Origin of the sequence: Roseofilum sp. SBFL (genome assembly GCF_017746885.1) — a bacterium.
Taxonomy (GTDB): domain Bacteria; phylum Cyanobacteriota; class Cyanobacteriia; order Cyanobacteriales; family Desertifilaceae; genus Roseofilum.
Genome location: NZ_JAGHZH010000131.1, coordinates 1 through 21158, shown reverse-complemented (window position 1 = coordinate 21158; position 21158 = coordinate 1). Strand labels below are relative to the sequence as shown.

The following is a 21158-nucleotide window of genomic DNA, read 5'->3' as shown; positions in this document are numbered from 1 at the left end:
AGTGGGGAGTAATTTGGACATCTCCCTATCCCCCTATCTCCCCATCTCCCTAACTTCCGCCGATGCGAGCAATGTCGCGGGCATTCTCTTCAAATGCGGCTGACAGGGCATCATCACCGCTTAAGCCATTGGCTAAAGCATTCTGAATATGCTGGAGAACCCGCTTGTAGTCGCGAGGCATCACCTTCACAAACTTCCGGCTCATGGACTCCCAAGATGCCAGCACCAACTCAGCCCGTTTGCTTTCCGTATATTGGCCATGTTTGGTAATCATTTCATGAATCTCGCGGATCTCTTCTGGATCTTCTAGGTTCTCGAGATCCACCATTTCCCGGTTACAACGGCTGGAGAAGTCACCAGCTTCATCTAAAACATAAGCAACACCGCCACTCATTCCAGCAGCAAAGTTGCGTCCGGTTTTGCCCAGAATGACAACTTTACCGCCAGTCATGTATTCACAGGCATGGTCTCCTACAGCTTCAACGACGGCTTGCACGCCAGAGTTGCGGACGCAGAACCGCTCGCCCGCCATGCCGCGAATATAGGCTTCGCCGCTGGTTGCACCGTAGAAGGCCACATTTCCAACGACAATATTATCAGCCGGGACAAAGGTGGAGGATTTATGGGGATAAAGAATCACCTTACCGCCGCTTAAGCCTTTGCCAAAGTAGTCATTGGCATCCCCTTCTAATTCTAGGGTGACTCCTTTGGGTACAAATGCCCCAAAACTTTGACCGGCGCTGCCTTGGAAGTGGAGATGAATGGTGTCTTCGGGGAGTCCGTCCCAATGGCGTTTAATGATTTCGTTGCCTAGGATTGTACCGACGACGCGGTTGGTATTTTGGATCGGTAGGGTTTTGCGAATGGGGGTGCCATTTTCGATCGCCTCTTTGCACAGATCGAGCAGTACCGTCATATCGAGGGATTTCTCTAATCCATGGTCTTGGGGAATCTGGCAATAGCGCCCCACGTCTTCGCCGACTTCGGGTTGATAGAGAACTTTGGAGAGGTCAATACCTTTGGCTTTCCAATGCTCGACCGCTTTCCTTGGCTCTAGAACATCCGTGCGCCCGATCATTTCGTTGACGGTGCGGAAACCTAGCTCTGCCATGATTTCCCTCAATTCCTGGGCGATAAAGGTCATGAAGTTAACGGTGTATTGGGGGTCGCCATTAAACTTGCTGCGCAGTTCGGGGTTTTGAGTGGCAATACCGACGGGACAGGTGTTTTTATGACAGACCCGCATCATGATACAGCCCAGGCTAACGAGGGGCATTGTGGAGAAGCCATATTCTTCCGCACCGAGGAGGGCGGCGATCGCCAAATCGCGACCGGTTTTCATTTGTCCGTCGGTTTCCACAACGATGCGCGATCGCAGATTATTCAGCACCAAAGTTTGGTGAGTTTCTGCGACACCCAATTCCCAAGGTAGACCTGCATGTTTAATCGAGGTCTGCGGACTTGCTCCTGTTCCCCCGTCAAACCCAGAGATGAGAACCACATCGGCGTGAGCTTTGGCAACTCCAGCGGCGATCGTCCCTACGCCCACTTCTGAAACCAGTTTGACGTTAATCCGCGCTTGGCGATTCGCATTTTTCAAGTCGTGAATTAACTCGGCTAAGTCTTCAATGGAGTAAATATCGTGGTGGGGAGGAGGAGAAATCAAACCTACGCCAGGGGTTGAATGGCGCACTTTGGCAATCCAAGGATATACCTTCCGTCCAGGCAATTGTCCCCCTTCTCCAGGTTTTGCCCCCTGAGCCATTTTGATTTGGATTTCCTTGGCTTGGCTGAGGTACAAACTTGTCACCCCAAAGCGCCCGGAAGCCACCTGTTTAATGGCGCTATTTTTCGAGTCTCCGCGCTCGTTTGTCCAGGTATAGCGCTCCGGATCTTCACCGCCTTCCCCGGTATTGGATTTACCTCCAATCCGGTTCATGGCGATCGCCAAACTCTCATGGGTTTCCTTGGAAATCGATCCATAGCTCATCGCTCCGGTTTTAAAGCGTTTCATAATAGCTTCAACCGATTCGACCTCTTCTAGGGGAATTGGATCGCGGGACTTGAACTCCAGCAGATCCCGCAACCGGAAGAACTCTTTCCCCTGTTGATTCATTTTGGCGCTGTATTGTTTGTACAGCTCGTAGTCCCCTTCTCGAGTTGCCCGCTGCAACAGATGAATCGTTTCCGGAGACAAAAGGTGAGCTTCTCCATCTTTGCGCCATTGATATTCGCCCCCCGCGTCTAAAGTGGGGATTTCGCTGAAGAACCCTTGATGGTGACGGGCGATCGCCTCCTGAGCGATCGCCTCCACGCCAATCCCTTCCAAGCGCGACGCTGTCCAAGTGAAATACTTGTTAATCACCTCAGAACTTAAGCCAATACTCTCAAAAATCTGCGCTCCACGATAGCTCTGAATCGTAGAAATCCCAATTTTGGAACCAATCTTAATGACCCCTTTTGTGACCGCCTTAATGTAGTTCTTGCAGGCTTTTTCATAATCCATCGGTGGTATATTGTTCTGCTCGATCATCGAGCCGATGGTTTCAAAGGCCAAATAGGGATTAATCGCCCCACACCCATAGCCAATCAGAACGGCAAAGTGATGGACTTCGCGGGGTTCTCCAGATTCCAGGATAATGCCCACACGGGTACGGGTTCCGGCGCGGATCAGATGGTGATGAAGTCCCGAAACAGCCAACAGAGCCGGAATGGGGGCGCGATCGCCATCGAGATCTCGGTCAGAGAGGATAATTAGGTTAATCCCCTCGGCGATCGCCCCATCTACCTTGGCAAATATACCTTCTAATGTGCCCTCTAGTCCTTCTACCCCAGTTTTGGGGTCAAAGAGAATTGGCAGCGTTAGGGAACGAAAACCCCCGGTTTTACCTTCACTGAGCTGCTTCAGTTTCGCCAACTGCGCATTACTCAAAATCGGGGTTGGCAACTGGATCAGGTGACAGCTTTCCGGTTCAGGCTTGAGTAGGTTACGTTCTGAACCAATGGTCGTGATTGGCGAGGTAATAATCGCTTCCCGAATCGAGTCAATGGGGGGATTCGTAACTTGGGCAAACAGTTGCTTGAAATACTCATAGAGCAATTTTGGCCGGTTGGAGAGTACCGCCAGGGGGGTATCAGTTCCCATCGCTCCCACTGCTTCTACCCCATTTTGGGCCATGGGGGCGATTAGCATCCGTAATTCTTCAAAAGTATAGCCAAACGCCCGTTGTCTCTGAACTAAGGGTGTAGGGGCGGGTTCACCCATCTTTGGGTTTTCCAGGGGAGAGCCTAGTGAACCCGTCCCTACAGACCCTTCTGGCAGATCGGAGAGTTTGACTTGGTATCGATCCAGCCATTCTCGATAAGGATGCTCGCTGGCGATTTGATGTTTAATTTCTTCATCCGCCACAATGCGTCCTTCGTCCATATTCACGAGGAACATACGACCGGGTTCTAAGCGACCTTTTTTGGCTACGTTCTCTGGTTCAACCGGTAGAACGCCAGCTTCTGAGGCCATGATGACTAGGTCGTCTTTGGTGACGTAGTAGCGAGAAGGACGCAGACCATTCCGGTCTAAGACCGCTCCCATCATGGTGCCATCAGTAAAGGCGATGGATGCAGGACCATCCCAGGGTTCCATTAAGGAAGCGTGATATTCGTAGAAGGCTTTGCGCTCATCACTCATGGACTCATGAGCCGCCCAGGGTTCGGGGATCATCATCATTACCGCATGGGGAAGGCTTCGCCCAGCCAAGGTCATCAGTTCTAGGGTATTGTCGAAGATCCCGGAGTCACTACCGTCGATGTTGATAATCGGTTGAATGCGGTCTAGATCGGAGCCAAATTCTTGGGAGGATGAGCCAAATAGGGATTGGCGAGCGTGCATCCAGTTAATGTTACCGCGCAGGGTGTTGATTTCGCCGTTATGGGCGACGTAGCGATAGGGGTGCGATCGCTCCCAACTGGGGAAGGTGTTGGTGCTGAACCGGGAATGGACTAAGCCGAGGGCGCTTTCTAAGTCTGGATCGCTTAAGTCCCGGAAGTAGGCTTTTACCTGGGGGGGCATTAACATGCCTTTGTACACTAAGGTACGGCAAGAAATACTGCTGGGATACCAATAGCGATCGATTCCTGGAGTCCGAATAGCTGTATGGGAGCGCTTGCGGATCACGTAGAGTTTGCGCTCGAAGGCGAGATCTTCAACTATATCTGGATTTCGGGCAATAAACACTTGCTGCATGAAGGGTTCGCTCGCTTGAGCGGTTGCCCCTAAACTGCTGTTATCGGTGGGCACATCCCGCCAGCCGATGACTTTTTGCCCTTCTTCAGCGACAATCTGCTCAAAAATTTCTCGTCCTTTGCTTCTGGCTTCGCGATCAGGAGATGAAAAAATCATGCCTACCGCATATTGCCCTGCCTCCGGTAAGTTTATGCCTTGCTCTTGGGCAACTTTTGCCATAAATTTATGGGGCATTTGCAGTAGGATACCCGCTCCATCTCCAGTGTTGGGTTCTGCACCGACTGCACCACGATGTTCAAGGTTAACCAGGATAGTGAGAGCTTGCTCAACAATTGAGTGAGATTTCTCCCCCTTCATGTGTACAATAAAGCCAACTCCGCAGGCATCATGTTCAAATTGGGGATCGTATAGACCCTGTTTTTGGGGTGATGTGGTTCTGTTCATGGTCTTGATATAGTTGCTTTTCAATCCTCAATGTCCTTTGAAGGAGGGAATTGGGTGCAGAAAATAGGGAATGAACTTGATGGGTTCATTGCCGATGCAGTGCCAAAAACGGACTGCTGATGGGTGATTGGGTTTAAATCCCTATTTCTTCTGAAACCTCGATCTCCTGAAATTGGAAGCCGTTACCTTTAAGTGTAGGATTGATTTTGACGGCAAAAAAGAGCGATCGCCTTTTTCTTAATAAAATGATCAGATCTGCCCCAAGGTTTCTGAAATATTTCTTAGCATTTCCTTAACCCAAGAGTCAGTCTGAAAATTTGTAGCTAATTTAGCAGAAATCCAGCAGAGCGTTTGCTAGGCAATTTGACTCTAATTAGATCAAACTTACCTAGCCCCGAATAAATTACGATAGATCATCCAGATCGATATTTAATTGTCGTAATTTCTCGCGTAGCTGTTGTAAATCTGATTCGGCGCGATCGGCTCGCTGTTTTTGGCGATCGCGCTCTAGTTTCAGCACTCTCTGCCCTGTCTTGTTGGCACTCAGCTCTTTCCTCTGGAGTCGGATAGCGATCGCCGTTTTCATCATACCAATAGAGCCATTCTCTCTCGATTCCTTTATACGTTCCGCGATCGCTACCGATACCTAAATTCAATTCTGATAACCATACCGTTCCCCCAGATAGTAATTGATATTGCCCACCCTTCAGTTGATGCACTTCTAATCTCTGTTCCTTTTTCCGCAGGGGATTATAAATGACATAGTAGAGAACTCCGAGTTGAGCATACTTTTGCTTTTTCTGAGCATATTCTCCCCTTTGGGTTTTTGATACAACTTCTAACACTAAAGTCGGCACTTTTCTCTCTTCCCAAAGAACATAAGATAAGCGTAAACCCTCATCAATAATTCTGGGAACACCAATACTTAAAAAACCATCAGGGACAATGGCTTGTTGGTTAGGTTCAGTGTATAGTCCCATATCCACTCCAAAAAAACAATCCATACGCTCTGACCAAATAGAAGCCAACATGGCTTTAAGTAGGGTGGGAATTAAATCTTGCAGTTCGTTATCCACAGGAGTCTCATCTGAGTCAGGTAAATCCTCCGCCGAGGGTAAGGAATTTCGAGGATGGTATTCGAGGTGCATAGGTGGATGAGGAGTATCTGTTTACTTGATTGCATTACCCATTAGCGATCGCTCGCTCATTTTCTGGAGTGCGTAGGCTCGAAAGCGGTCTAAGTCTGCTTGAATGGTTGATTCTACTGTGGGGCCAAGCAATTTATCCATCAGTCTGCCGACAATTCCAGGAATGGCATAGGCGACGGTTAATTTAACGATACTGGTTTCATGGCGATCGTAAAAGCGAATTGCCCCCCGGTTCGGCAAGCCATCAACTGATTCCCATTGAATAATTTGATTGGGACTTTGTTTTAAGATGCGTGAGAGCCAACTAAATTCAAAGTTCCCTGAAGCCAATTTCCATCGAGACAATTTGGGATTTTCTTCTAATACGTGAACCGATTCAATCCATTTCATCCATTGGGGCATTTGTTCGAGATCTGACCATAATTCCCAAACGAACTCAATCGGTGCTTCGACTTCGACTTGTACGCTATGTTCTAACCAGTTTTTCATAAAAGTATTTTTGAATGAGCGATCGTCTTTTGGGGAATCCAAGGGTCTTAAGTTTCTTATTTTTTACCTCTTGATAGAGAAATGCTATTAGGGCAAGAGGAAGTGAAAATATAAGATTTCCCTAGTCTATCATATTAGTTTAGCGAACGTTCTACTGACTCACTACACAATCTTGGTTAACTCCTTGATTAACAATCAGGCCTTGAACATTGCAGAAGTTAGGAGTGGCAAAATTACAAGTATAACTGGCTAAACCTTCCCCTTGACGGTTAAACAGACGAGTATTATAGCCATAGTCGCGGGCGATCGCTCCCATTTTGGTCACGAACTCATAGCGGTTCAAATAACAAGTCTCGCGCCAAGCTTGACGATTGACCACTACATCGACTCGTCCAGGGGTGTTTTGATCGCCACTAGGATAGGCAAACCAGGTGACCAGCAAATTCTTCCCATATTGCTTGCTAGCCCACCATAAACTTGGTAGGGTCAAGCGACCCTCTTTAATCGTATTTTCTGTAACAATTGCACCTTCACTGATAGAGACAGGTTTTCCTTCCTCAATTCCTTCCAATAGCTCAGTGTCCAATGGCACAATCGAAGGAAAAGGAACATCCGGATTTTGATATTGATGTTGTCCCTGTGCGGGTTGAGAGTCCCCTGAAACGATCGTCAGAGTAAGGGCGTATCCGAGAAGCAGAGATAAGGTGGAACGGAGCTTAACCATAGCGCAGATAAAGCAACGATGGGGTTACTCTAAACTATGGTAACGGTATAGCGGTCAATCAACAATTGCTCAGATCGGGGAAGTTCCGGATCGCCAGGAAAAAGGGTGAACTTTTTAACGGAGGGTGAGAGATGGAGTTCCCGAAAGATTGATGAGTATTTGGCGCTATTTAGAACTACTGGTCATGTGCGATCGCACTGGGAAAATCACCGCTGTGCGATCGCTCTATCCCCAGGGTCAAATCACTCATTTTCGTCGCCAAAAAGGTCTCCTGTGTAAACCCAAGATGGTCGTCAAAATCTTAAATATATATGGTAAAAGCGGTTGGGAACTTGTAAGTAACTATTCCCTGGAATTTGCGGAAGGATATTGTTTGGTTTATACTTTAAAAAAAGAATTGAGAAGTAAATGTAGTGCTTCGGATTAGGCAATAAAGGAGAGCTGGTTTTTTCTATTTCCAGTTCCGGAGGCACGCTCATTTAATCTTCACTTTATATGGATTAATTCATTCTAAACTATTCCCTAAGTTGGGAACTTAAAACCCCACTTAATGGTCTTTAGAATGTAAAGTTAGGATAGATTGATTGTCAATATGAGGTCATGTAAAAATGTCTAATACGTTGATTAGTGTGTTAGCGCTTACTGGTTTAACCTTAATTCCTCTGGGTGCTTTTGCCCAAACACCAACTCTTTTACCCATCGATCCAGAAGTTAGAGTCGAAGTTGAAGATATTTTCAGCTTAAGTCGGGCTAAAAATTTGGCTCGTCAAGCAGCAGAACAAGCCAATGGAGGATTGAGCAAATATCGTGCAGAAAGCTCCATGCATGGAGATGCCACCTCCTCTCCATTTGTGGATAACGAGGATGGTAGTTGGATGTTTAAATTCTATGGGGGAGAACCGGGTTTCTCTGTTCCCACAGTCGAAAGTGTGGTCACAGTTGCGAAAGATGGTTCTTGGGTGAGAGTAGACTATAACGGGCCGATTCGTGAGTAGGGCTTGGCACTGGTAATGGGTAATTTCAAGTAATCAGTCGGTGACTGATTGCATGAAGCGCCAAGAGTAGGGGCGAACAATGGTTTGCCCCTACTTCATTAACGATCGTTAGATGTCTTGCATAAGTAGTAAGAAAATCAATAGCAATACAATAATCCTGGATTATTTAGAACCATTGCTGATTACCTAACTTCTGCAAGCCATCTATTAATCATCTACAAACACATATTTGTAGAGTTCGCTTGGATCGGGTTCAGGGCTTTCGAGGGCAAATTTAACAGCATCATCCACCAGGGCTTGAATTTTGCGATCGATGTCTTTTAACTGTGCCTCAGTCGCTAATTCTTTACGGGTTAAATAGCCAGCAAACCGTTTGATCGGATCTCTGGGGAACCAAAACTCTTTCTCATCTTTAGAGCGCAGTTCATCGGGATCGGCTAAGGAATGACCCCGAAAACGATAGGTTAAGGCTTCAATTACGGTTGGTCCTTCTCCAGCTCTGGCGCGGGCGATCGCCTCTTTAGCCACTTCGCGAACCGCTAAAACATCCATGCCATCAACTTCAACCCCATGCATTCCAAAGGCATGGGCCTTTTTGTAGATTTCTGGTACTGAAGTGGCTCGATCGTGAGCCATACCAATTGCCCACTTATTATTTTCGACCACATACAGAACTGGCAACTTCCACAAAGCCGCCATATTCAAGCATTCAAAAAACTGGCCATTATTACAAGCACCATCTCCAAAAAAGCAAGCCGTTACTTGATCGGCACTTTCATCTCCCATGGTTTCCCGACGATACTTACTCTGAAATGCTGCACCTGTCGCCACAGGAATGCCTTCAGCCACAAATGCATAACCCCCCAAGAGCTTATGTTCGGCAGAAAACATATGCATCGAGCCACCCCGACCTTTAGAGCATCCAGTCGCTTTCCCAAACAACTCAGCCATCACCTCCCGCGCCGGAACTCCAGCACTTAGAGCGTGAACGTGATCTCGATAGGTACTACAGACAAAATCCTCATCTTGGCGCATGGATTTAATTACGCCAGAAGCCACTGCCTCTTGACCATTGTAAAGATGGACAAAACCGAACATTTTGCCCCGGTAATACATTTCTGCACACTTATCTTCAAATATCCGCCCTAATACCATATCTTCATAGAGTCTGAGTCCTTCCTCTTGACTCATTTTCACGGAAGATGAATCAAATTCTGGTACGATCCTCTCTTGAGCCATGAATGCGTCCCTTACTACCACTACAAGCTGATGTTATTGTTGTGCAAAGACTTAGTATACGTCAATGGGGAGATGGGGAGATAGGGAGATGGGAACTTGATGAAAAAATCTAAAGGAGGGCAAGACAAGAATCGTTGTCCGAAGTATAATTCTAAGGGTTACAAGGGGGGCAGGTTTTCCAGACCCTAAACTGTAAGCATCGCTGCTGAGGGAGTAGACTGTGCGTATTCCGCTGGATTATTACCGAATTTTAGGTGTCCCACTACAGGCAACTGCCGAACAGTTGCAACAGGCCCACCGCGATCGCACGATGCAATTGCCTCGGCGGGAATATTCGGAAACGGCGATCGGCTCTCGAAAATCCCTGCTCGATCGCGCCTACAATATTTTATCCAATCCGGAAGCAAAAACAGCTTACGACCAAAAAACCTTTCACAAGCTCCCAGGACAAGGACAAGAAGAGACACAAATTAAAGAAACCTTGCCCTCACTGGAAGTCGAAGACTCTCAAGTTTTGGGGGCCCTATTAATTCTCCTAGAATTGGGAGAATATGAATTGGTTTTAAATCTGGGGAAAGAGTATCTCGAAAATCTCTCTTCTGAGCATCCTGAAGGATCGCAGATCACTACCATTCCTCAATTATCTCGGGCTGATGTGGTTTTAACTTTAGCACTCTCTGGTTTGGAATTGGGGCGAGAACAATGGCAACAGGGAACCTATGAGCAAGCCGCCCTATCCTTAGAAAATGCCGAAAAACTGCTGTTGAAAGAAGGCGTATTTCCGAGCCTGCGTGGAGAATTACAAGCTGACTTATATAAACTGCGTCCCTACCGCATTCTAGAATTATTATCCGAAAATTCCGATGATGCGATCGCCCATCGCCACGGGATTCAAATGTTGCGGGATATGCTACAAGAACGAGGTGGACTTGATGGAACAGGCGACGATCGGTCCGGACTCAGTATTGATGATTTCCTGCGCTTTATCCAACAATTACGCAGTTATCTAACATCCCTAGAACAACAAACCCTGTTTGAAACCGAAGCCCAGCGCCCTTCGGCTGTGGCGACCTATTTAGCGGTTTATGCCCTATTGGTACGTGGATTTGCCTACAAACAACCTGCCCTGATTAACCGAGCTAAACGAATGCTGATGCGGTTGGGGTCTCGGCAGGATGTACATTTAGAGCAGGCGGTGTGTTGTTTGCTCTTGGGGCAAACGGAAGAAGCGACCAGAGCGCTTGAATTAAGTCGGGAATACGAACAATTAGGCTTTATTCGAGAAAATTCTCAGGGTGCTCCCGATTTGTTACCGGGCTTGTGTTTGTATAGTGAGCGTTGGCTACAGGAAGAGGTATTTCCCCATTTTCAGGATCTGGCCGGTTGTGAGCAGACGTTGAAAGAGTATTTTGCCGATGACCAAGTACAAGCCTATTTAGAAGCTTTGCCTTTAGATCGCACTGAGCAAAATCAATGGAGTGTGGTGGAGTCCAAACCAGAAACCCTTTCAAAGCGCGAGAGGCAAGGGAATGTCAGTCTGAAGAAAACAGAAGAGATTGCTTCTATCTCTTCGGCTGCGGTGAGAGAACCGGGAGAGAATCAGGGCAGGAGAGTACCAGCAACTACCGCTATGTTAACGCGCTCCGAGCCGCCGAACGCGAAAACTAGCCGTTCTCCAGTTGTCCCTGGCGATCGCCCAGCGAACCAGCATCCAGTCCCTAGCAGTCAAAGGCGGGTACCCAGTCGCCGAGGCAGTTCTAAAACGGGCAAGTCTTCCATTCATTGGGGACGGTTGGCTCTACTGGCGGCGGGTGGATTATTGGGATTATGGCTTTTGATTTGGCTCATCGGCCAAGTGGTCGGTTTGGTGGGTTCCCTATTCAATACTACTCCTGGCTTAGAAGGGGAACAGTTACAATTGATGCTCAATCAACCCCCCATAGAGATTCCTGAGCCACCAGCCCAACCGACGGCCGATACGGGGCCGTTGACCGAAGAAAGGGCAAAAGTAGTGATTGAAACTTGGTTGAGTACGAAGGCAAATGCCTTTGGTTCTAATCATCAAGTAGATGAGTTGTCCTCAATTTTGGTCGATCCAGCTTTATCCACTCAAAGACAACGGGCGACGCAAGATCGGCAAGATAATTTCTATGGTGAGTATGAGCATGATCTGACGATTAACGACGTGACGATAAATCTCGATGATGAAGATCGAGCAACGGTCGATGCAACAGTGAATGAGTCAGTAGAGTTTTACCGTAATGGAGAGGTAGATCGGGGGGCTTCCTATAATGATGAAATTCGAGTTGAGTATGAGTTGATTCGTGAAGATGGCCAATGGCGAATTCAAGATTGGTCAGTGTAGATAGCCCGTAAGGTTAGGAAAGTTAATCTGTGGTACAAGTCCTTTTAGAATCTCCAAGTTATCCCGATTATCCGATTCATGTCCCTAATGGTCTGGATGTCTTCGATCCAGCCTTAGTAAGGATTGCGCGCGATACCTATGGGGTCTATCGGATTGTGGCCGATGGTGCAGCCGCTAAACATACAGCAACCTTTAAACGGCCCCTGGGAGTAGTGGTGAATCAAGTGAGCTATCGGGCGGTTTTGGTGTTTAAAGAAGGGTTAGTTTTATTGCCGACAGAGGTATTTATTCCGTTGAATCACTTAGAAACTAAATTGTATTGATGGAGGAGTCGGGTGTGGATTGAAATTCCCAGTATGGCGATCGCCGTATTATTAGGATTGGCGATCGGTAGTTTCTTAAATGTGGCGATCTATCGCATTCCAGCCGGTTTATCGATTCTCTTCCCTCCGTCCCATTGTCCCCTCTGTTCCCATCGCTTGAGTATGGCGGATAATATTCCGGTATTTGGTTGGTTGGCGTTGGGGGGAAAATGTCGCTATTGCCACAGTCCCATTTCTTGGCGCTATCCCACCATTGAAGCGATCGCCGGTTTACTGTTTCTAGGAGTATATCTCCAGTTTGGCCTCTCTTGGGAAACAGTGGGATATTGCTTCTGCTTGAGTTGGTTGTTGGTATTAGCCATGATTGACTGGGATACCTTCACTTTGCCCAATAGCCTCACTCAGTTTGGGCTAGTGATGGGTTTGCTCTATCAACTGCTTCGAGGGGCAGGAGAGGCAGCTCCGTTTCTTGATGGCATATTTGGCGCGATCTTAGGTTTGTGGTTATTTGAAATCATTATTATTTTAGGGTCTTTTCTGCTCGGTCAAGCGGCCATGGGAGCGGGAGATGCTAAACTTGCGGCGGCGATCGGGGCTTGGTTGGGGTGGAAACTTCTGTTATTATCAGGATTTCTTGCCTGTTCGATCGGTGCTGTTGTCGGGGTGGTGGCGATCGCCTCTGGCCAACTCAAACGCCGTCAAAAAATGCCCTTTGGGCCTTTTCTTGCCCTCGGCGGGGCCCTGACGATTTTCTGGGGCGATCGGATGATATCAGCTTATATACAGTTCTTTTTCTCGCCTAACCTGATAGGATAATCGAGTGTCTTGGATTACGATTCGCACGACCTCAACTCGCTGGGAGGCAGAACTGATGGAACAGTTACTCAGTGCCCAGGAAATTCCCACTCGCCTAGTTGATTGTGGAGTAGTCTCCTATTTCGGTATGGGATCTCCCACTGCCGTACAAGTTGCCCTTGAACATCGTTGGAGTGCTTTGTTACTTCTAAGCGAAATCGAGGAGATATCGGACGAATAATGTCCCTTTTACTTTAGATAATCTCTTTATTTTTCATGTCCTTATTTGATTGGTTTGCCAACAGACAAAAAAACTCTCCCATCAGCCCAGAACGTCAAGAACGGGAAATTGCTGATGGGTTATGGACTAAATGCCCCATGTGTGGAGTTTTAACCTATACAAAAGATTTACAGGGAAATCAAATGGTGTGTTTAGAATGCGAACACCATTTTCGGGTTGATAGTAATGAACGCATTGTTCAATTGATCGATCGTAATACCTGGACTCCTTTGGATGCCCATTTGCAACCCGATGATCCCTTAAAGTTTAAAGACCGTAAGCGGTATAGCGATCGCCTCAAAGAATATCAAGCTAAAACCGATCTCAATGATGCCGTACAAAGTGGTTTAGGTCAGTTGGATGGCTTGCGAGTCGCTCTAGCTGTCATGGACTTTGGCTTTATGGGAGGCAGCATGGGATCAGTCGTAGGGGAAAAGATTACCCGACTGCTCGAAAAAGCGACTTCAGAGCGAATCCCTGCGATCGTCATTTGTGCCTCTGGAGGCGCAAGAATGCAAGAAGGGATGCTCAGTTTAATGCAAATGGCCAAAATTTCAGGAGCCTTAGAGCGCCATCAAGAAGCCGGTTTATTATATATTCCTGTCCTTACCCATCCCACCACTGGCGGCGTAATTGCCAGTTTTGCCATGCTGGGCGATCTGATTCTGGCTGAACCAAAAGCTACCATTGGTTTTGCTGGACGACGAGTGATTGAGCAAACCCTACGGGAGAAGCTCCCAGATGATTTCCAAACCTCGGAATATTTGCTGCAACATGGCTTTGTCGATTTAATTATTTCCCGTACCCAACTGAAGAAAACCTTAGCTCAGTTGGTGCGCCTTCATGGAGGAGTAGAACAGGTTCATCCACCGATAGATAAGGTACAGCACAATGGAGATTCTCCCAGCTATCCCCTCCCCGATCCTACCCTCAACACCCATCACTTGGCCGTTGATAATTGATATATGATCGCCTCTAACAAGGTTGAGACAGTAGGATTTATCTACAACGTCGGTATATGTAGTCAGTATATATAGGGGCGAAAAATTTTTTGCCCCTACATCTGGTCTGTTCAGCGATTGATTCAATTAGCTTCGTTTCACTAGACCAATCAGAAGCGCTATAACTTCTCTAAATGGCATGGAGTGCCTAGGATTGGGAGACAGTTTGACGAAGATTGAAGGCAGGAGTAGCAAGTTCCAGGGCCCCATTACGGGTATAGTCTTGCCACAAGAGCGCCAATTCTTGAGCTTGGGAGCGTCCGCGATATTGGATCTGATACATTCTGCGAGGCCGTCCCCGTCGAGCGAGTTTCTTCCAATATCCAGTGATCATCTCTTCCTCTTCCAAGAATTTGAGGGCGCTGTAGAGGACTGTATCCGATAGGCGGTATTGGGGATACTGTTTTTTTAGGACTCGAATTAGTTCAGTTCCATAGGAGTCTTTATTGAGCAAGATGGACAAGACATAACAGACTGTTAATTCTGTATTCAGGTGAATCGGTGGTGGGTCTTGAAAAAAACGATAAATTTCATCAAAGGTCATAGCTTTTCTCTGCACAAGCATGAATGAACTCAAATCAGGCCAATGAACTGGACTTGAGTAAATGCAGCCCTGGTTATGAAAATTCCCTTACAAAACGTTAAAGACTGGCTCAGGTTAACTTGAAAAGAAATATTGGGTCATTTTGAGATGCACACCCGATTGAGCCTAAAAGCCTAAATATGTTGCCCCAAATGCCAGTGTTTTGGGTTTAGTAGTTGATGGTTACCCCGATTGGCAGGTGAAATCCTTTGAGCTAAAGTCTAAAGCCCTGTATGAAGACAGGACGGTGAGTCACTTGACTCCTTACATTAATAGATACAGGCGCTTCCCTTAGAATCCAGAGCTGGAGGCACTAAGATATACGCTCAATCCCTATCAACCATGCAGGATAACATAATTATTCTTGAAGCTACAAATAATTCTGAATCGAGAGGCGATCGCCGCTTCGAGTTTCCTGCTAGATTAAGGGATGGAGCTGTAGCGAATCACTATGCCTGAGAACGACCAATTCTATGCCCTTCCTCCCGCTGTAGAGAAATTTTCGGGGAACTTGCGTCTGACCGCTTGGATTAGCTTTTGGACTCAGGTGGTATTAGGGGCGATCGCCTCTATCATCTTTCTGTTTGCCTTGATTGGTCAAGAGACCCGGGCGGGAATTCAAGATCCCGGTCGTGGAGGAGGGGCATTTTTTGCCATTTGTGGTCTCCTCGTCCTCTATTTCAGCATTGTGCAAGCCTTTCGCTACACTCGGTTAGCACGACAATTGCGATCGCCCGATAGCAGCGTGCGTCCCACTAAGGCTGCGACCATCCAGATGATTAAATTTGGCTTGGTCTGTAATATTGTGGGCATGAGCTTATCCCTCTTGGCTGCCGAAGCGATCACGGGTATTTTACTGAGTAAATCCCTCTTTCAACCCCAGGGCATACTTCCCACAGCAGCGGATCTAGGAAGATTTATCGAACCCATTGATTTATTTGTCTTGCTCGGCAATACTCATACAACAGTCTCTCATTTTGTCTCTATTGTGGGCAGTCTCTGGCTATTGAATGCCATCAATCGGCCTAAGTCCTAAACGATAACAACCGCCAGGGAAGTTAGAATATAGTCTGTTTCCTGTTTGCTCAACCCCAATTAAAACCATCCTTCTTGTTCTAACTCTTCAATCAGTTGTAAGGCTCTGGGGTCTCCAACTTTCAGCAGAGCCGATCTCGCATCTTCGCGCACTCCTAGATCTTCATCTTCTACAAAAGATTCAATCAGACCGTCGATCGCCCCAGCATAAACCACATTGGAGGGCAATTCGCGGGCTAATTGGCCTAACGACCAGGCGCAGTTACTGCGAATAGCGGGAATAGGGTCTCGGCGCAGGCCTTGAATTAGGGGAGGAATTGTGCTAATGATCGCTTCATAACTGACTTGGGCCATTTGGGCTAAAGCGCTAGCAGCCCAGAGACGCACGGCTGGGATATCAGTACGCAGGGAGTCAATGAGAGGGGTTAAACTGCGGCGATCGCGATTATTGCCTAAAGACCAGACTAATCCCTTGCGGACATAGCCATTCCAATCCCGTTGTAGTTGGTCAATCATGGGTTCGATCGCCTCTGGGGAGGGATTCCGCCCCAAAGCATAGGCGGCACTGACGCGCACCAAAGGACAGCGATCGCCCAATAGACGAATTAAATGGGGAATCGCTCGATGGTCTTGGATTTCACAAAATGCCCTCGCTGCCAACATCCGCTCTTGGGTGACTGGGGATTCTAGCAAAGGCAACATTTCCTCTGGATCGGGAGGGGGGGCGCTCTCTGGAGTACCTTCGATGGGCCCTAGGTTATCCAGGGGACTACTCAAGTCAACGTTGTCGTTGAGTACAGATTGGTCATTATCATTGATTTGCATAACTTGCAGTGTACTCAATCTTGGGGGTCAGACTCAACAGGGAATATCGAAGATTTTTCCTGTACCGATATCTGTGACTTTGATATAGTATCGTTTCTCAACATCTATTCGGACGCTCGTCATAGAGGATGTTACATTATATTAGCTACTATTTCTTACCTAAATTGAAGAACGAGTAATGGAACACGTCAAGCAACACTTTGAAAACGAAGCTCAAGAATTTGATGGGATTATACGTCGTCTCATTCCTTACTACGAACAAATGCTTGAGGCGATCGTGACGGCAATTCCTTTTAGTCCATCTCAGGTGATTCGGGTTATCGATCTTGGATGTGGAACCGGGACGATCGCCAAACGAATTAAAGACGCTTATCCTCACGCTCAGATTACTTGTGTTGATATTGCCGAGAAAATGTTGCAAATCGCGCAAACTAAACTGGGTCAAGGTGAAGATATACGATATCAACTGGCTAATTTTGAAGAGTATGAATTTGATTCTGTTTATGATGTAGCTGTCTCTTCACTTGCCTTGCATCATCTGGTTAATGATAGTGACAAAATCAAGTTTTATAAACAAATTTATGCTTCATTATGATGAAGACCGTCCGTCCAGGCTTATGAGTCAATTAGAGTGGCTCCAAGAGATGGGTTTTGTGGACATTGATGTGATTTGGAAATACTACAATAACCATGACTCCAATTCAGTATCAACTCTCTCTCAGCTTTGAGCAAGTTTTAACCTTGGTCAAACAACTCCCCGAACCCGAAAAACTACAACTAAGTCAAGAACTGGCTAGAGAATTGTTAGACAGTAAATTAATCGCTCTTTTAGAGTCTTTCAAAACGGATGAACTATCGCTAGAGACAATTACTCAAGAGGTTGAATCTGTTAGAAGTGAAATTTATGCTCAACAATTAGCCCGTTAAAGTAATTATCGATACTAATCTTTGGATTAGTTTCCTGATTGGTAAGGAATTAGCGCATCTTAAAGAATTAATCGTCAGTCAGAGCATTGAAGTGGTGTGGTGTGAGCAAATCCAAGAAGAAATTAATCGCGTGACGCAAAGACCAAAACTCCAAAAATACTTTTCAGTAGAGAAAGTGCAAGAACTGCTAGAGTTTTTAGATATTATTGGTCTATCTATAGAAATGGTATCAGAGGTTTCTGTTTGTCGGGATGCCAAAGATGATTTTTTGTTAGGATTAGCTCAAGATAGTCAAGCTGATTTCCTAATTACAGGAGATGCCGATTTATTAACTTTAGGAGAATTTGTCGGTACAAAAATTATAACTTACCAGAATTTTTTAGAACAGATGAATCTGTAAAATAATCCTAGCTCTGGTGGCGATCGCCTTATAATGTCCTAGAAACCGGGTTTCTCGCGTATCTTTTTTGTTGGTGTCCTGAACTTGGGCAGAAACCGGGTTTCTTCCCACGGGCTAGGCTATACTCGATCTGGAGCTACCTACTCAAATTGCTAATTGTCAATTGAACCATGTCACAACCGCTTGCAAGTCATTACCAGATAGCGAAACAACTCGGTCGAGGAGGGTTTGGGATCACGTACCAGGCGCAAGACCTGCACCTTCCCGGACATCCGTTCTGTGTCGTTAAGCGACTCCAGCCCAAGTATAACGACCCCAAAAGCTTGAAACTGGCAAAGCGCTTGTTTGAGACGGAAGCCCAGACGCTGCAACAATTGGGAAGTCATGAACAAATCCCGCGATTATTGGCTTATTTTACGGAAAGCGGAGAATTTTATCTGGTTCAGGAATATATTAAAGGTTATGATTTGACCCAGGAGATACAACCGGGCAAGTGTTGGTCAGAGGAGCAGGTACTGAGACTGCTTGAAGGAATTCTGACTCCCTTGGAATTTGTGCATCAAAATGGGGTGATTCATCGGGATATTAAACCGGCTAACTTGATGCGGCGCAGTAGCGATAACCAGATTGTATTAATTGACTTTGGGCCAGTTAAGCAAGTCCTCTCCCAGTTAAACCAGCAAGGAGGACACACAAGTTTCACCGTGGGTATTGGCACGCCAGGATATCAGCCGAGCGAACAAGCGGCAGGAACCCCCAAATTTGCCAGCGATATCTATGCGGTGGGAATAACAGGGATAGAGGCTTTAACGGGAAAACCATCCCATGATTTAAAACCAGACTCCAATACCGGAGAAATAATGTTGCAAAACCTTGCCCCCAACGCCAGCACGGGACTGAGGCGGGTGTTGCAGAAGATGGTCTATTATGACTTTCGCCACCGCTACAGTTCGGCGACAGAAGCCTTACGAGAGGTGAAAGAACTGCGAGGAAGTACGCTACCACCTCCACCACCTCCGCTACCTCCGCCACCTCCTCCGAATAACCCCACGCGACGGCGCGTCATTCAAGGCGTGAGTTTAGTGGGGATGGGAGTTGTGGGGAGTTTGTTGGCTCGTTCGGTGATGGATGGGTGGGGAGGGGAAACGGGTTTTGAACCAGAAATATCGCCAGAGGTGGAACCGAGTCCCGAACTGCAACCGATAGTGGAAGCGCCGCCCGAACCCGAACCCGTACCCGAACCAGAGGAACCGCAACTGCCGATATTTCGGTTTGAAGTGATGACGGTGAACCGTCGGGGAGAAATTATTGCCCGGGAAAATCAGCAAGCGCCCTATTTTCAGGAGAATTTGGGGGAAGGGATACGGTTAGATATGGTGGCAATTCCGGGGGGAAGGTTCCTCATGGGTTCGCCACCAGGAGAAGGATATGATGATGAAAGACCGCAGCATTCGGTGACGGTGCAGCCGTTTTATATGGGAAAATTCTTGATTACTCAGGCGCAATGGCGCAGGGTAGCGTCGTTGGCGAAAGTGAAGCGGGACTTAGAGTCTAATCCGTCTTATTTTAAGGGAGATAACTTGCCTGTAGAAGGAGTTTCATGGTATTCTTGCGAAGAATTCTGTGCCCGGCTGTCCCGATATATGGGAAAATCCTATGGTTTGCCCTCGGAGGCACAATGGGAATATGGCTGTCGTGCTCGAACAAGTACCCCGTTTCATTTTGGCGAAACCCTGACGACTGACTTAGCCAATTATGACGGGAATTATCCTTATGCTGATGCCCCCAAGGGTGAGTATCGTCAAAAAACCACGCCGGTAGGAAGGTTTATGCCTAATGGGTTTGGACTCTACGATATGCATGGTAACTTGTGGGAATGGTGTGCTGACCATTGGCACGAAAATTATAATGGCGCTCCCACCGATGGGAGTATATGGCTATCTAGTGGTGAAGAGAGCAACCGGCCGGTTCGTGGGGGTTCTTGGAACTTCAATTCTGATGGTTGTCGCTCTCGGTATCGCGTCTCGGGTGCGGCGGACTCTGGGCTCGGGGACACCGGTTTTCGCGTGGTGTGTCCCTTGGCGATGACTCCGTAGCCCTTTACTCTTTATTCCTTTTTCCCTCTACCCTTCTTTTCTTTTTTCTCTTCTCCCGCCTTCGGCGGGAAGATCTTTTGAAAAAATAGGGATTCTGACTTATACCCTATAGGGACATACTTATTGCTAATATACCTTACAGGTTAGCAGAAAATGGGGGAGAAGTCAATGAACAATTAAAAATTAAAAATGATTGGTAGGGGCGGGTTTTACCCAAATTTAGGATACCCAAGAATCAATTCTCTAAACCCGCCCACCCCCGCAAAGGGTTGGGGGGCAGGTTCACAAAAGTTGTTGGTGGGAATTGGAGATATGGGTGAACCTGCCCCTACGATTTATCCGATTTATCCGATGTGTCCTCAACTTTTGTAGGCATTGAGAAAGTTAGCGACAGAGAGGATTGGCTTATCTCGGAAGGGATGCAACACCAGTAAATCGCGATCGCCTGTGATGATCGTGTCCGCGCTACCGCTAACTGCCAATTCTAAATATTTATTATCTTTCGGGTCGCGGCATTCTTGAATCTCTTCGATTGGCTCAGTGACTAAAGTGACTGTAGGATAAAAATCCTGTAGGAATCTTACTCTGTCCTCAGAGGAGATATAGCGATCGAATTTAGGTCGGTTTAGCACTTGCTCTAATTCAGACCAAATGCTTGGGGACATCAAAATTGAGCCTAAATCCTGGGCTTTGCGGATAGCTAAATCGGGATTACTTTCAGGAATTAATGTCGCACTGATAATGATATTGACATCAAAAACAAAACGCAAAAGATTAGTCCTCCTCACTGAGAAGATTGTCTAAAATCTCCGAGGTTAATCCTTGAGCGACTGCTTTTTGACCAATTTCTCTCATAGTGTGCCGCAATTTCGAGATTGCGGCTGGTGGAGAAAGGGTTTCCTGTTGGAGAAAAAAGAGGATTTGGCTTTCTATTTCTCTCTTGGTTTTAGCGTTGGCACTGCGGTAGCGTTGGGCAATATTGGCCGGAACTTTAATCGTAATTTCTTCTAGAGGCATCATGGCAGTTAGGTGTCAGGTTTTTGGATTAATTATACCGTAGGCTCTCAATTATGCAGCTTCGGCAGCGATTAAGAAACCCGGTTTCTTCAACAATACCTTCGCCAAAACGGGACAGGACTGTTGAACGCGAATGGGTGGCGATCGCGAAACGGTAGGAAGCTAGAGTGCTCGTGCCAAAACCCGGTGGGGCGCTTCTATAGTACAGTTGTTGTTTACCACAACTCCAACT

The 21158-nt window shown here is 46.9% G+C and carries 23 protein-coding genes; 12 read left to right on the top strand and 11 right to left on the bottom strand.

What is annotated here, in order from left to right:
- Positions 1 to 49 precede the first annotated feature (49 nt).
- The 4 genes from gltB to J7545_RS14045 form a co-directional block, all read right to left on the bottom strand.
- The gene (gene gltB / locus J7545_RS14060; RefSeq protein WP_318702047.1) at positions 50 to 4684 is read right to left on the bottom strand and encodes a glutamate synthase large subunit; all 4635 of its coding nucleotides are present in this window, start codon (positions 4682 to 4684) and stop codon (positions 50 to 52) included.
- Positions 4685 to 5097: 413 nt separating this feature from the next.
- Entirely contained in the window at positions 5098 to 5832 is a 735-nt protein-coding gene (locus J7545_RS14055) for a Uma2 family endonuclease (protein WP_318719719.1), read from the bottom strand.
- Between the two features lie 21 nt (positions 5833 to 5853).
- Positions 5854 to 6321: an SRPBCC family protein gene (locus tag J7545_RS14050; RefSeq protein ID WP_318719718.1), complete on the bottom strand. Its 468-nt coding sequence runs from the start codon at positions 6319 to 6321 to the stop codon at positions 5854 to 5856.
- Between the two features lie 151 nt (positions 6322 to 6472).
- The gene (locus tag J7545_RS14045; protein WP_318702044.1) at positions 6473 to 7045 is read right to left on the bottom strand and encodes a hypothetical protein; all 573 of its coding nucleotides are present in this window, start codon (positions 7043 to 7045) and stop codon (positions 6473 to 6475) included.
- 151 nt (positions 7046 to 7196) lie between these two features.
- Here J7545_RS14045 and J7545_RS14040 point away from each other — a divergent pair, with 151 nt between their 5' ends.
- Both J7545_RS14040 and J7545_RS14035 read left to right on the top strand, forming a co-directional pair.
- Positions 7197 to 7472 carry a hypothetical protein gene (locus tag J7545_RS14040; RefSeq protein WP_318702043.1) on the top strand — a complete coding sequence of 92 codons (276 nt, stop codon included), beginning with the start codon at positions 7197 to 7199 and terminating at the stop codon, positions 7470 to 7472.
- A 181-nt stretch (positions 7473 to 7653) separates the two neighbouring features.
- Positions 7654 to 8040 (top strand): hypothetical protein, encoded by a 387-nt coding sequence (locus J7545_RS14035; RefSeq protein WP_271939398.1) that lies wholly within the window; start codon positions 7654 to 7656, stop codon positions 8038 to 8040.
- Between the two features lie 207 nt (positions 8041 to 8247).
- Here the strand turns inward: J7545_RS14035 and pdhA are convergent, their stop codons facing one another.
- The gene (pdhA, locus tag J7545_RS14030; RefSeq protein ID WP_318702041.1) at positions 8248 to 9279 is read right to left on the bottom strand and encodes a pyruvate dehydrogenase (acetyl-transferring) E1 component subunit alpha; all 1032 of its coding nucleotides are present in this window, start codon (positions 9277 to 9279) and stop codon (positions 8248 to 8250) included.
- Between the two features lie 220 nt (positions 9280 to 9499).
- Between pdhA and J7545_RS14025 the strand changes: the two genes are divergently transcribed.
- From J7545_RS14025 to accD, 5 genes are read left to right on the top strand one after another with little or no spacing between them, the layout of a single operon-like run.
- Positions 9500 to 11644, top strand: a complete 2145-nt coding sequence (locus J7545_RS14025; RefSeq protein WP_318702040.1) for an IMS domain-containing protein — start codon at positions 9500 to 9502, stop codon at positions 11642 to 11644.
- A 29-nt stretch (positions 11645 to 11673) separates the two neighbouring features.
- Positions 11674 to 11967: a hypothetical protein gene (locus J7545_RS14020; protein WP_318702039.1), complete on the top strand. Its 294-nt coding sequence runs from the start codon at positions 11674 to 11676 to the stop codon at positions 11965 to 11967.
- Between the two features lie 33 nt (positions 11968 to 12000).
- A complete protein-coding gene (locus tag J7545_RS14015; protein WP_413038680.1) occupies positions 12001 to 12783 on the top strand; it encodes a prepilin peptidase in 783 nt (260 codons plus the stop codon).
- 4 nt (positions 12784 to 12787) lie between these two features.
- Complete coding sequence (locus J7545_RS14010; RefSeq protein WP_271939410.1) at positions 12788 to 13003, top strand: hypothetical protein; 216 nt, start codon at positions 12788 to 12790, stop codon at positions 13001 to 13003.
- Positions 13004 to 13038: 35 nt separating this feature from the next.
- On the top strand, positions 13039 to 14004 hold the full coding sequence (accD, locus tag J7545_RS14005) for an acetyl-CoA carboxylase, carboxyltransferase subunit beta (protein WP_318702037.1): 966 nt from the start codon (positions 13039 to 13041) through the stop codon (positions 14002 to 14004).
- A gap of 187 nt (positions 14005 to 14191) precedes the next feature.
- On the opposite strand, the gene J7545_RS14000 is transcribed toward accD, so the two are convergent.
- Positions 14192 to 14587 carry a PadR family transcriptional regulator gene (locus tag J7545_RS14000; protein ID WP_271939416.1) on the bottom strand — a complete coding sequence of 132 codons (396 nt, stop codon included), beginning with the start codon at positions 14585 to 14587 and terminating at the stop codon, positions 14192 to 14194.
- 490 nt (positions 14588 to 15077) lie between these two features.
- Between J7545_RS14000 and J7545_RS13995 the strand changes: the two genes are divergently transcribed.
- Positions 15078 to 15662 (top strand): DUF3611 family protein, encoded by a 585-nt coding sequence (locus J7545_RS13995; RefSeq protein WP_318702035.1) that lies wholly within the window; start codon positions 15078 to 15080, stop codon positions 15660 to 15662.
- A gap of 59 nt (positions 15663 to 15721) precedes the next feature.
- On the opposite strand, the gene J7545_RS13990 is transcribed toward J7545_RS13995, so the two are convergent.
- Positions 15722 to 16486 carry a HEAT repeat domain-containing protein gene (locus J7545_RS13990; protein WP_318702034.1) on the bottom strand — a complete coding sequence of 255 codons (765 nt, stop codon included), beginning with the start codon at positions 16484 to 16486 and terminating at the stop codon, positions 15722 to 15724.
- A gap of 178 nt (positions 16487 to 16664) precedes the next feature.
- Between J7545_RS13990 and J7545_RS13985 the strand changes: the two genes are divergently transcribed.
- The 3 genes from J7545_RS13985 to J7545_RS13975 all read left to right on the top strand — a co-directional run bounded on the left by J7545_RS13985 (position 16665) and on the right by J7545_RS13975 (position 17813).
- Positions 16665 to 17081: a class I SAM-dependent methyltransferase gene (locus J7545_RS13985; protein WP_318702033.1), complete on the top strand. Its 417-nt coding sequence runs from the start codon at positions 16665 to 16667 to the stop codon at positions 17079 to 17081.
- Between the two features lie 95 nt (positions 17082 to 17176).
- Positions 17177 to 17413, top strand: a complete 237-nt coding sequence (vap15, locus tag J7545_RS13980) for a type II toxin-antitoxin system VapB15 family antitoxin (RefSeq protein ID WP_318702032.1) — start codon at positions 17177 to 17179, stop codon at positions 17411 to 17413.
- 4 nt (positions 17414 to 17417) lie between these two features.
- On the top strand, positions 17418 to 17813 hold the full coding sequence (locus tag J7545_RS13975; RefSeq protein WP_318702049.1) for a putative toxin-antitoxin system toxin component, PIN family: 396 nt from the start codon (positions 17418 to 17420) through the stop codon (positions 17811 to 17813).
- Here the strand turns inward: J7545_RS13975 and J7545_RS13970 are convergent.
- Positions 17793 to 17924 (bottom strand): hypothetical protein, encoded by a 132-nt coding sequence (locus J7545_RS13970; RefSeq protein ID WP_318719717.1) that lies wholly within the window; start codon positions 17922 to 17924, stop codon positions 17793 to 17795. The genes J7545_RS13975 and J7545_RS13970 overlap by 21 nt on opposite strands.
- A 59-nt stretch (positions 17925 to 17983) precedes the next feature.
- Between J7545_RS13970 and J7545_RS13965 the strand changes: the two genes are divergently transcribed.
- Positions 17984 to 19909 carry a bifunctional serine/threonine-protein kinase/formylglycine-generating enzyme family protein gene (locus tag J7545_RS13965; protein ID WP_318702031.1) on the top strand — a complete coding sequence of 642 codons (1926 nt, stop codon included), beginning with the start codon at positions 17984 to 17986 and terminating at the stop codon, positions 19907 to 19909.
- A gap of 359 nt (positions 19910 to 20268) precedes the next feature.
- Here the strand turns inward: J7545_RS13965 and J7545_RS13960 are convergent, their stop codons facing one another.
- The 3 genes from J7545_RS13960 to J7545_RS13950 all read right to left on the bottom strand — a co-directional run.
- On the bottom strand, positions 20269 to 20679 hold the full coding sequence (locus tag J7545_RS13960) for a putative toxin-antitoxin system toxin component, PIN family (RefSeq protein ID WP_318702030.1): 411 nt from the start codon (positions 20677 to 20679) through the stop codon (positions 20269 to 20271).
- 4 nt (positions 20680 to 20683) lie between these two features.
- Entirely contained in the window at positions 20684 to 20929 is a 246-nt protein-coding gene (locus tag J7545_RS13955) for a hypothetical protein (protein ID WP_318702029.1), read from the bottom strand.
- 25 nt (positions 20930 to 20954) lie between these two features.
- The coding region (locus tag J7545_RS13950) for a hypothetical protein (protein ID WP_318719716.1) at positions 20955 to 21158 on the bottom strand (204 nt) is incomplete at its 5' end.